This is a genomic window from Pseudomonas sp. Emmai, from assembly GCF_055179735.1.
This window is the reverse complement of sequence record NZ_CM143685.1, coordinates 2833563-2845433: the sequence shown is the minus strand read 5'-3', so window position 1 is coordinate 2845433 and position 11871 is coordinate 2833563. Positions and strand designations below refer to the sequence as shown.

The 11871-nt window shown below is 54.6% G+C and carries 7 protein-coding genes and 3 pseudogenes; 6 read left to right on the top strand and 4 right to left on the bottom strand.

Features of this window, described 5'->3' with window-relative positions:
• The first annotated feature begins 76 nt into the window (after window positions 1-76).
• From ACY4LX_RS13070 to ACY4LX_RS13055, 4 genes are all read left to right on the top strand, one after another.
• Entirely contained in the window at window positions 77-307 is a 231-nt protein-coding gene (locus tag ACY4LX_RS13070) for a hypothetical protein (RefSeq protein WP_463260125.1), read from the top strand.
• A 399-nt stretch (window positions 308-706) separates the two neighbouring features.
• Window positions 707-1951, top strand: a complete 1245-nt coding sequence (locus tag ACY4LX_RS13065) for a malic enzyme-like NAD(P)-binding protein (protein WP_463260124.1) — start codon at window positions 707-709, stop codon at window positions 1949-1951.
• Window positions 1952-2120: 169 nt separating this feature from the next.
• Window positions 2121-2882, top strand: a complete 762-nt coding sequence (locus ACY4LX_RS13060) for a YoaK family protein (RefSeq protein ID WP_463260123.1) — start codon at window positions 2121-2123, stop codon at window positions 2880-2882.
• Window positions 2883-3225: 343 nt separating this feature from the next.
• On the top strand, window positions 3226-4239 hold the full coding sequence (locus ACY4LX_RS13055) for an isocitrate dehydrogenase (protein ID WP_149658771.1): 1014 nt from the start codon (window positions 3226-3228) through the stop codon (window positions 4237-4239).
• Between the two features lie 539 nt (window positions 4240-4778).
• Here ACY4LX_RS13055 and ACY4LX_RS13050 read toward each other — a convergent pair.
• A complete protein-coding gene (locus ACY4LX_RS13050) occupies window positions 4779-5009 on the bottom strand; it encodes a hypothetical protein (RefSeq protein WP_045060682.1) in 231 nt (76 codons plus the stop codon).
• A 522-nt stretch (window positions 5010-5531) separates the two neighbouring features.
• Here ACY4LX_RS13050 and ACY4LX_RS13045 point away from each other — a divergent pair.
• Window positions 5532-5798 carry a hypothetical protein gene (locus ACY4LX_RS13045; RefSeq protein ID WP_149658773.1) on the top strand — a complete coding sequence of 89 codons (267 nt, stop codon included), beginning with the start codon at window positions 5532-5534 and terminating at the stop codon, window positions 5796-5798.
• 81 nt (window positions 5799-5879) lie between these two features.
• A pseudogene (locus tag ACY4LX_RS13040) lies at window positions 5880-7098 on the top strand (IS3 family transposase).
• On the opposite strand, the pseudogene ACY4LX_RS13035 reads toward ACY4LX_RS13040, so the two are convergent.
• From ACY4LX_RS13035 to ACY4LX_RS13025, 3 genes and pseudogenes are all read right to left on the bottom strand, one after another.
• Window positions 7070-8619: pseudogene (locus ACY4LX_RS13035) on the bottom strand (RHS domain-containing protein); the annotation flags it as partial. The pseudogenes ACY4LX_RS13040 and ACY4LX_RS13035 sit on opposite strands and share 29 nt — an antisense overlap.
• Before the next feature lie 29 nt (window positions 8620-8648).
• Complete coding sequence (locus ACY4LX_RS13030) at window positions 8649-9188, bottom strand: hypothetical protein (RefSeq protein ID WP_463260122.1); 540 nt, start codon at window positions 9186-9188, stop codon at window positions 8649-8651.
• Window positions 9173-11760, bottom strand: a pseudogene (locus ACY4LX_RS13025) (RHS repeat-associated core domain-containing protein); the annotation flags it as partial. The pseudogene ACY4LX_RS13025 and the gene ACY4LX_RS13030, both read right to left, overlap by 16 nt.
• Window positions 11761-11871 lie beyond the last annotated feature (111 nt).

Sequence of the window (11871 nt, the reverse complement as noted above, 5' to 3'; positions counted from 1 at the left end):
GCCTAGCCTCGTACGACACCACCGACCCTGTAGTTACAGTGTCGAGAGCGCAGAAACATATGCCCGGAGCCCCCGAATGAAACGCGAAGACGTCAAAACCAAACACGGTGAAGGCATGCACTTCGACACGCATGTGATCGCCAACCCGGCCAATACACACGAGTGGATCATTCTTTTTAAAAAGGAAGCCGGGAGAAGCTATTTTCTGGTCAATGACAATGAGGAAATTGAGTCATTTGGACACCTTGATGAACTGATCCGCGAGCTTCGAGATCTGGGTATCAAGTCCGCCGAAGTACATTTCTGATTGTTCCACCCAAGGCGTTCGATCATGTCAGTAAAGGTTGATCATGGCCTCCTCCCCTTTCGCTCCCCGCTATTTTGATCCGCTACACCGCGCTCATCCGCGCCACTCGTTCACCCCATGACTTGAGTGTCTGACGCGCAGGACATTCGAGCGCGCAAAAAAATGGCCACACAAGGTGGCCTAAGACGGGTTCAAGCATAGGAGGATCTCTACAGGCCAACAGATACAGGCGCACCCTGAAGTCTTAGGGCCAATAGAGTAGGTCCGCTGGCTGATAAACCCCTTCATCAGCAGCGCGCAACTGGCAATTTGATCCTGGTCTGTGGGTCAGGACCTCGTTGCCTATCATTATAATAGTGTTAGCATGTGATTGTAATCAACATCTAATAAGGTGATCGCATGACTACCGACTTCAAGAAGGCTGCACTGGATTACCACGAATTCCCAACCCCAGGAAAAATCTGCATCGCGCTGACCAAGCCTGCCGACACAGCCGCCCAGCTCGCACTGGCCTACAGCCCAGGCGTAGCGGAGCCCGTACGCGAAATTGCGAAGAATCCAGAGAATGCTTACCGCTTTACCGGTAAAGGCAATCTGGTGGCCGTGATCACCAACGGCACGGCCATTCTGGGGCTCGGCAATCTAGGCCCCTTGGCCAGCAAACCGGTTATGGAAGGCAAAGCATTGCTGTTCAAGCGGTTCGCCGGAATCGATTCGATCGATATCGAAGTCAATGCCGAGAGCTCCCAGGCCTTTATCGAGACCGTCGTGCGTATTGCCGACACCTTTGGTGGCATCAACCTGGAAGACATCAAAGCGCCTGAGTGTTTTGAAATCGAAGAAGCACTGATCGAACAGTGCAGCATCCCAGTCTTTCATGACGACCAACACGGTACGGCCATCGTCACTGCCGCCGGCATGCTCAATGCACTTGAGATTCAGGGCAAAACCCTGGGTAATGCGAGAATTGTCTGCCTCGGCGCCGGTGCAGCTGCCACTGCTTGCATGCGCCTGCTGCTTAGTCTCGGCGCTCAAAAAAGCAACCTATACATGGTCGATCGTGTCGGTGTTATCCACTCCGCTCGGGGAGGCCTCAATCAATACAAAGCACAGTTCGTTAACGACGGTGGCCCTCGTACGCTGATGGAAGCCATGACCGGTGCTGACGTGTTTGTCGGCCTGTCTGGAGCCAATCTGCTCCCCGCAGAAGCATTGGCAGCGATGGCACCTAACCCGATCGTGTTTGCCTGCTCGAACCCGGACCCTGAAATCAGCTACGAGCTGGCCATGGCCACACGTGATGACCTGATCATGGCGACCGGTCGCTCTGATTACCCTAACCAGGTCAATAACGTTCTGGGCTTTCCGTTCATTTTCCGCGGGACGCTGGATGTTCGCGCAACCCGGATCAACGAAGCGATGAAAATTGCGGCGGTGGAAGCACTGCGCCAATTGGCCAAAGAGCCGACACCGGTGCAAGTACTGCACGCATTCAACGTCGATAAACTTGAGTTTGGCCGCGATTACATCCTCCCAAAAGCGCTCGATGCTCGCCTGCTCGGAGCAATAGCCGGTGCAGTGGCCAAGGCCGCTATCGACACCGGCGCTGCGAAGCTGCATTACCCGGCGCACTACCCGCTTTAAGCTGCTGCGCCAGCAGGCGATCCTCTGTTCACAGATCAGAAGAAACGGCAGCCATCGGCTTCAACACTCAACGAGCAGCCCCGTCTAAACCGCGGGTACCTGGTGATATCTGATATGCATAATCGGCTGGCTTCTTTGCTCTTCATACCCTTGAAACAAGGGTGAATAAATGCCGATCAAATATGTCAGGAGCCTCACCGGGCGAAGGCGCACCACCGCCGCAAACCGACATCTTGGGTTTGCCCTGGCTTTCGTCGCGGGAGCAATCAATGCTGGCGGTTTCCTGGCTGTGCATCAGTACACCTCACACATGACGGGCATCGTCTCTTCGATGGCAGACAACAGTGTGCTGGGAGCCTACGACCTGGTACTTAGTGGCGCCGGCGCATTGTTGTCTTTTCTGATTGGGGCTGCGTGCTCTGCGGTCATGGTCAATTACTCCCGACGCAGACGGATGCACAGTGAGTTTGCAGTGCCACTTTTGGTCGAGGCCTTTCTGCTTATCTGCTTTGGCTTTCTGGGCGCCCAACTATCCACCGTGGATGGCTTGTTCGTGTCAGTCACCGTGATGCTCCTGTGCTTCATCATGGGGCTACAAAACGCGGTGATCACCAAAATTTCAAAAGCCGAAATCCGAACGACACACATCACCGGCATCATCACGGACATCGGAATTGAGCTGGGAAAACTCTTTTACTGGAATGCCACCAGCACATCGACACACCCAAAAGTTCTCGCCAATCGGACCCGGCTCAAAATACTGATACTGCTGGCGCTGAATTTTTTCTTTGGCGGCGTGATGGGGGCATTTGGGTTCAAGCACATTGGTTACATCTCAACGGTACCGCTCGCGATGGTTCTGGTGACACTGGCGATCGTGCCTGCCTTTGATGACGCCAGGCTTTTTGTGCGCCGCGCCATGCGAAAGTGAGCCAATGACTTTTGCTGAGCGTGCCTACCGCAAACATTACCATTGTATGTTAATGTTATGCACATATTCGGTGGAGCAGTGACAGCACGCTTGATCCGGTTGCTCGCCCCGTAACAGCAGCGTCCTCGAGTAGTTCTGTGCGGCGCGAGAGCTGACATCCGTCTCAGGACACCCGTCATTTGATCCGCGATGACCTGCGCAGTCACGGCGCGGAGGATGAAACACAGCACACTGGCGCGGCGAAAGCCGTCAGACAGTCAATGCCTATCAGCAGACTCGTGACACCAGTCTCAATGACCCAATCAATACAGCAGGCTGACAAAGCTCTGTTAAGGAAGAGACCATGAGCAGAACAATCGCAATCATCAAGGGCGACGGCATCGGCCCCGAGATCATGCAAGCGACGCTACGCGTACTCGACGCCCTTGACTGCAATCTTCGCTACGACTTCGTTGAGGCCGGCCTGGAGGCGTTGCAGCAACATGGACAGCTGATGCCACCCGTCTCTATCGATACGATCGCCAAACATGGCATCGCACTTAAGGGCCCTCTGACGACACCGATTGGCCGTGGATTCTCATCGATCAACGTTCACCTTCGCCGCCATTTCGACCTCTACGCCAATGTCCGACCAGCGATCAGTTTCCCGGGAACCCGTTCACGCTTCGAAGATATCGACATCATCACAGTGCGCGAAAATACCGAGGGGGCTTACTTACCCGAAGGACAGAGTATTTCAGAAGACGGCGAAGTCGCTTTGGCGAGCATCCGCGTAACACGCACCGCCTCCGAACGCATCGTGCGATACGCGTTCGAGCTGGCTCGTAGCAAAGGCCGCAAGAAAGTGACCGCGGTGCACAAGGCCAACATAATAAAGTCTTGCTCCGGTTTGTTTCTTGAGGTTGCGCGCGAGGTCGCTGCGGATTATCCGGAAATCGAATTCCACGAAATGATCGTCGATAACGCCTGCATGCAGTTGGTAATGAACCCCCATCAATTCGATGTCATTGTCACCACCAACCTGTTTGGTGACATCCTTTCAGACTTGTGCGCAGGCCTGGTGGGTGGATTGGGCTTGGCGCCCGGGTCTAACATCGGCGCCGATGCGGCCATCTTCGAAGCGGTCCACGGTTCGGCACCGGACATCGCGGGCAAGAACATCGCGAACCCTTGTGCATTATTGTTGGCTGCTGCGGACATGCTTGATTATCTGGGCATGGTGGACAAGGGGACACGCATTCGTACCGCTATCCGCGTTGTTTTGAAAACCGCCTGCGATCAGGTGACACCGGATATGGGGGGAACCGGAACGACTGAGTCCTTCGCTGACGCCTTGGTGGCCTACTTGCGTGACTAGATAGATGTAATCGCCAGCTCATTCAGAGCTGGCGTTTTTATATCCTGCGCCATGCCTACCACCCCTCCTTGATTTAAGAGAAATCAAAATGCCTAAGGTGGGTAGATGGTTACTCATCAGCACCGACTACAGGCAAAATCGCCCAGGAATCACTGGTGCCCCTTCGCAACAGGAAGACAGGCCACCCGATTAAAAAATTTCCTGGTGCTCCTCTGATTGGGACTTATAACTCATCGAGTCTTGCATCACCCTCAAGCAGGGAATCTTGTTATTTTTGTTATGTTTCAATTTTTATAATAAAACAAGGGCAACATATTTAATTACTTACTGCAGTTTCTGTTGCCGGTTGCCGGCACTGCATACGGGTATATATGTGGAGCTTCTATACGCTCTTTCAGCTTTGCCGCATAGTCCTTCGCTCCCTGCTCATTGCGGAACTGAATTCGCCGGGCACCTACACACACGGACCATAGATCTTCACTCTGACTAGACAGATGTTCGACCCTGACAGACATGACGACACTCCAAGAAAAAAGAATTCAAAAATGAATTTCAGCCACCTTGATACCGATTTCACGCAGCTCATGAATCAAATCATCAAGGTGTCGGAAGGGTTCAATTTCTTCATTGTCATTGACCAGGAAAAAGCTTCTTCCTGCTTCCTTTTTAAAGAAGGCGATCCACTCCTGGGTGTTGGCCGGATTGGCAATTAAATGGGTGTCAAACTGAATGCCTTCAGCGTGTTTGATTTTTACGTCCTCACGTTTCATGCAGCTCTCCAAGCGCTCACATCTTTCTGTTCTCATGCGTGATTTTGCCTCCCTGCAGTTGAGCAAAAAACGTCGGTCCTGCCTGAGACAAGATCGAGCAGATTGCCTTTCTATTATCACTGAATGATAATAGTATGCACATATACCCCCTCGAAGGCTAGCCGTGAACAGAACCACCGTACTCTACGAGGTGCCCCGGTCTGAGCGCTCCCACTCAATGCTTTGTCTTTGAAAGCCCACAACCTTGCGGGGAAGCGTCAAGTGATAACGCTCTGACGGCCAGATCGAGAACAAAACCGAACCCAAAAAGCACTCACGATCAGCAATGAGCTATCAGCTCCACACCCTGGAAGTAATTGCCTGTACGGGTTCAAAGTGACTTACTTCACCGTGATGATTGCACCTCGAAGTGCACATAGGACGTCATGTTCAAAGACATGAGATGAATCCCACGCCGCAACGGATCGCCTTTGCTTTTGATTTACCGCGTACGGTTTCTGAATTTTAAGGACGAAAGTCATCATGCGAAAAACAGAAATTAAGATGTGTGTACCGCTCAATGTGCCGACACTCGAGCCTGGGCAGCGATTGTTGGTTTGCCTTGAGCAATGCGTCGTCGTCCAGCAGCGAGAAACAAAAATCTATCAGGTTGTTTTTGACTGCAAAGCACCTAAAACAACACGAATTCTTTGGACAGAGGACGAGTGGATTTTCATCGGCAGGCACAAGCAAAATGCTGAAAAAGATCCTTTGCTGGCTACCTTTGTATCAACACTAAAAACTGAATAGAGGGTTTCCTGTGAACGAGCCCCATGAAAGACAGGACACCGTTTCCCCCTTACGATAAGGGATAGGCAAACGGTTATGTTTATGACTAACAGCAACGATAAGAGTGGGGAGCTTTTGGGCCAGGAGCGGCGGCGCCGCTGGAGCCCAGAGCAAAAGCTGGCCATGGTTCGCGAGAGCCTTGAGCCAGGACAAAGTGTGTCGGTGGTCGCTCGACGCAACGACATCAATGCCAACCAGTTATTCCTGTGGCGCAAGCTGTATCAGGACGGCGCCTGTCGGCGGTCAGTGCAGGCGAAGCCGTGGTGCCGGCCTCCGAGCTGAGCGATGCGCTCAAGCAGATCCGTGAACTGCAACGGATGCTGGGCAAGAAAACGATGGAAGCAGAAATTCTCAAAGAGGCCGTGGAGATCGCCCGATCGCGAAAATGGATTGCGCACTCACCCTTGTTGCCGGGGGACGACCAGTGAAGCTGGTCAGCGAATGTCTCGGTGTGGCGCGCTCGCAATTAACGGTTCAAATCAAGCAATCGGTATCGCCCAAAGTACGGCGAAGCAGGCCTGTGGACGATACTGCGCTGGTGGTCGAAATCCAGCAACAGGTCAGCGAGCTGCCCAGCTATGGCTACCGTCGGGTCTGGGGATTGCTGCGTCGTGCACGTGAAAAGCGGTCGCTGCCCGCGATCAACGTGAAGCGGGTTTACCGGGTCATGCGTGATCACAATTTGCTGCTTGAACGCCGGATCAAACAGCCCGGCGTGCCGCGTCGGCACGAAGGCCGTATTGCCGTGGAAACCAGCGATACGCGTTGGTGCTCGGACGGCTTTGAGTTCCGTTGCGAGGACGGCGCCAAACTGAGCGTGACCTTCGCCCTAGACTGCTGTGATCGCGAAGCGATCGGCTGGGTCGCGAGCCCGACCGGGTACAGCGGCGATGACATCCGCGACTTGATGCTGGAAAGTGTGGAGAAGTGCTTCGGTGATCAACGGCCTGCAACGCCGGTGCAGTGGCTCAGCGATAACGGTTCGGCCTACACCGCCGAACAGACGCGCCTGTTTGCTCGACAGATCGGCTTGCAGCCGGTGACCACCCCGGTGCGTAGCCCACAGAGTAATGGCATGGCCGAGAGTTTCGTGAAGACGATCAAGCGTGATTACGTGGCGCACATGCCCAAGCCGGATCGAGAAACGGCGCTGCGTAACTTGGCAATTGCCTTCGAGCACTACAACGAGCAGCATCCACACAGCGCCTTGAACTATCGCTCTCCGAGGGAGTTCAGGCGCTTAGCGGCAGCATCAATTTAACGGGGAGTTGGTGTCCGGTTTTGTAGGGGCAAGTCCAGTAGTGCAGCCCCGTCTCATCGTCGAAATACTGCCCCTGAAACCGCAAATTCTGTTCGACCTCGTTCACTTCAAGCTTTTCTACCGAGCCCCACGCCTTGTACGTCGCTTGCCAGACGATCTGCCCTTCCCGGTCCGTCATCTCCAGCGGCGTACCAATCTGGTCGGTATGGAAGTAATAAAGCGTCTGCTCCCCACCCTCTTCCTGATCCACCCGCGCTAACGGCGCATAACTCCCCGGCTCGTAAATGTAGAGGCTACTCTGCCCCGGCGTTTCCTCGCGCAACATCCGCAAGCCTTGCCACAGAAAATGCTTCTGTTCGGTAACCCCGTTGACCGCTGACACCTTGGCCACACGCCGTCCCAGGCTGTCATAGCGATAGGCGCCGCTGCTTCCCAGCTTCCCGCCCACCAACGTCTCAGCCTTAACCAGCCGATTCTCACAGTCATAACTGAACGTCTGCAGCCTGCTCATCCCACTGCGTTTTTCAATCAGATTGCCCCACGCATCGTAGGTATATTCCTGATCCCGCCACTGCTTGATCCGGTTGTCCTTCACGTGATCAAACTGACTGGTGTTGAAGTTCAGCCGGTTCGCCGCCGCGTCGTAGCGGAACTCTTCACTGTCCACCAACTTGCCGGTGTCACGGCTGTGCAACTGGCCGTTGGCTTCGTACTCGTACTTGATCTCGCCGCACAGTTTGTCGAGGGTGCGGGTCAGTTCACCGGCGGGGTCGTATTGATGACGGCGGTGGATCGGGTTGTAGGCGTGCTCCACCAGCAGTTCGGGCTGGATGCCGGGGTTGTGCAGTTGCGAGAGTTTTTCCGCCGGCAAGGTCGAGGCGAATTGCCAGGCCTTGCGGCCCATGGCGTCGTAGCCGAAGCAGCTGGTGAGCTGGCCCTGGGTGCGCAGGACTTCGCGGTGCAGGTCATCGCGCTCCAGGTCGCTGATGAGCTGGCCGTCGAGATTGAGTTGATGCAGGTGGCCGCTGCCGTAATACAGGTGGTTCAGGTGTTGGCCGGTGGGCAGGGTCAGCGTGGTCAGGTTGCTCAGCGGATCGTAGTCGTAGGACAGAGCGCCTTGGGGTGTGGTCTCTTTGATCAGGCGACCCAGCAGGTCGTAGGCAAATTCGAGTTTTTCTTCAGAAATGCCGAGCTTCTTGCCGTTAGCGGTGGGCAGGCGCTCGATGGCCAGCAAACGGCCCGCGTCGTCGTAGGTGTAATCCTGACGGGCATCGGCGTTGAGTTTGGCAACAGTCGGCCGATGGGGTCGCGCTCAAATTCCGTGGTGCGCTGTGAGCGTTCGGCCCGTTCGCCGTAGCCGGTTTCCTCAACCTGAGTCAGATGCCCACCCAGGTTGTAGCTGAACCGTCGGGTCAGGTTGTCGATGCGTTTTTCTTCAACCAAGCGGTCGGACGCGTCATAGGCAAACTGGTAGGCCGCGTTGTTTTCGTTGACCAGCGCGGTCAGGCGGAAGGCCGGATCGTTGCTTAAAAACTTTAAAATTTACTTGCCTACAACATATACCCATTACAAATGATTGCGACAACACTAGTATCTCTTGCGCCCTCAACTCTCTTGGCAAGCTCATCAATCATATTAATTAAAACAGCGACCTCTTCTTGCGTGACTGCCTCTTCGTCATATGATTCGTCTTTTTCATAATTAACAAGATCTATGTTATCTATCGCCAAGGAAGCAGATTTCTCAAAATCCTCAAACTGTTCACTAGCAGAAAATTTTAGCAAATAAAGCAAAGCTATCAACAAATTTTGGGCATAGGCACCTTCTTGCTCACCAAACTCTTCGGTATCAGGAATATTATCTTCCACTTCTTTCAAGTGCGCTAATGCTTTGACCCTACCTTCCAAGCAGGCCCCAATACCAGCCTCAAATAGTGACGACAGGTGCTCACCGTAGACTTTATCAAAATCCTCTATAAGTCTTTGTTGCCGATACAGATAAGCGGCCCCCAAAAGAACCTTATCTTTACCATTTAACGAAGCTATTTTATTAGCCACAACCGCAGATTCAAATATCAAATCATATTGCACGTGGATCCCCCGATGCGTTTTCTACTTTTTTTACCAGTAGCATGAGTGTCAGTCTTAACGTTATGTTCTTTCATTAAAGCCTCACAATCCAAGCACACACCTCTTGAAGCATCAATATTAGTAGCACCTTTCCCGGCCTTGATGATCGTTTCCTCAGCATGGCCGACACCGTTTACTACGCCGATCCCCTTGGACTGAGCCCACTCCCTCTGTATCTTAGGCACAGTTTTATCACTAGATGCCACAAACAATCCCCCATCTTTGGCTATTCCGATCGCCGTAGTTTTAAACTTTTGAGCAGTTTTATCCAACAGTCCGTGTGCTTCGTTTACTAATGCTAATAGTTCTGATAGTCCCCAAGGGTCAACCCGACCGATCGGGTTCGAGACATATCCATAGAGATTGCTGCCACCTAACAACCCTATCGGATCCTGCGTTAAAAACCGACCCACCTCCGGATCGTAATACCGAAACGTGTTGTAGTGCAGCCCCGTCTCATCATCAAAATACTGCCCTTGGAACCTCAGGTTCTGCTCGACCTCATTCACCACCAGCGTTTCGATGGACCCCCACGCCTTATACGTCGCCTGCCAGACAATCTGCCCTTCCCGGTCAGTCATCTCCAACGGCGTACCAATCTGGTCGGTATGGAAGTAATAAAGCGTCTGCTCCCCACCCTCCTCCTGGTCCACTCGCGCCAACGGCGCATAACTTCCTGGCTCGTAAACGTAGAGGCTACTCTGCCCCGGCGTTTCCTCGCGCAACATGCGCAAGCCTTGCCACAGAAAATGCTTCTGCTCGGTGACCCCGTTGACCTCCGACACCTTGGCCACACGTCGTCCGAGACTGTCGTAGCGATAAGCCCCGGTACTTTCCAGCTTCCCGCCCACCAAGGTCTCAGCCTTAACCAGCCGATTCTCACAGTCATAACTGAACGTCTGCAGCCGGCTCATCCCACTACGCTTTTCAATCAGGTTGCCCCACGCATCGTAGGTATATTCCTGATCCCGCCATTGCTTGATCCGGTTGTCCTTCACATGATCAAACTGACTGGTGTTGAAGTTCAGCCGGTTCGCCGCCGCGTTGTACCTGAACTCTTCACTGTCCACCAACTTGCCGGTGTCACGGCTATGCAATTGGCCGTTGGCCTCGTAGTCGTACTTGATCTCGCCGCGCAACTTGTCGAGGGTGCGGGTCAGTTCGCCGGCCGGGTCGTACTGGTGGCGGCGGTGGATCGGGTTGTAGGCGTGCTCCACCAGCAGTTCGGGCTGGATGCCGGGGTTGTGCAGTTGTGAGAGTTTTTCCGCCGGCAGGGTTGAGGCGAATTGCCAGGCTTTGCGGCCCATCGCGTCATAGCCAAAACAACTGGTGAGCGTGCCCTGGGTGCGTAACACCTCGCGGTGCAGGTCATCGCGTTCCATGTCGCTGATCAGTTGGCCATCGAGGTTGAGTTGGTGCAGGTGGCCGCTGCCGTAATACAGGTGGTTCAGGTGCTGGCCGGTGGGCAGGGTCAGTGTGGTCAGGTTGCTCAGCGGATCGTAGTCGTAGGACAGAGCGCCTTGCGGCGTGGTCTCTTTGATCAGGCGTCCCAGCAGGTCGTAGGAGAAATCGAGTGTCTCTTCACTGACGCCGAGTTTTTTGCCGTGGGCGGTGGGCAGGCGCTCGATGGTGAGCAAGCGGTCTGCGTCGTCGTAGGTGTAAGCATGACGGGCATCGGCGTTGAGCTTGGCCACCAGTCGGCCGATGGGGTCGCGCTCAAATTCCGTGGTGCGCTGTGGGCGTTCGGCCCGTTCGCCGTAGCCGGTTTCCTCAACCTGAGTCAGATGCCCACCCACGTTGTAGGCGAAACGTCGGGTCAAGTTGTCGATGCGTTTTTCTTCAACCAACCGGTCGGACGCGTCATAGGCAAACTGGTAAGCCGCGTTGTTTTCGTTGACCAGCGCGGTCAGGCGGATGGCCTGGTCGTATTCGTAGCGGATGCGCTGGCCTTTGGCGTCCTGGCGGCTGCTCGGCAGGCCACGAGCGGTGCGCAGCAGGCGCGTGGCCTGGCCTTTGCCGTCGGTGTGCGTCAGCACCTGGCCGAGGGCGTTGTAGGTGAAGGACTCGGCGCTGCCGTCGGGGTGCTGGATGCGCAGCACTTCGCCGTCGGGTTTGCGTTCCAGGGTGGTGGTCTGGTTCAGGGCATCGGTGACGGCGACGAGGTGATGACGTTCGTCGAAGCGGTACCGGGTGTTTTTGCCCGAGCAATCCTGGAAGAGTTCGACCTAGGCCAGGGTGTTCCACCACAGGTATTTGGACTTGTGTGTGGCGTCGATGATGGTGTGCGGCAGGCCGTCATCGCTGTTGAGGTATTCGGTCTTATTGCCCAACGCATCGACTTCGGCGATGAGGTTGCCCTTGGCGTCGTAGCGGGCTTTCCAGGTGCTGCCGTCAGGGTAATCACCTGCGTGACCAGGGTGGTCAGGTGGTGGTGCTGGTATTTGATCTTGCGCCCGAGCGGATCAGTTTCTTCGACCAGCCGAGCGTACTCGTCGTACTTGAGCTTGACGGTATTGCCATCGGGCAATGTGAGCCACATCGGCCGGTGTGACCGGTTCGATCCACTCGATATGCGACAAGGGCTTTTTCAGCTCACCCAGTATTTGTTAAGCCATGCTTTCGAGATCGGCTCCGGCTCGACTCG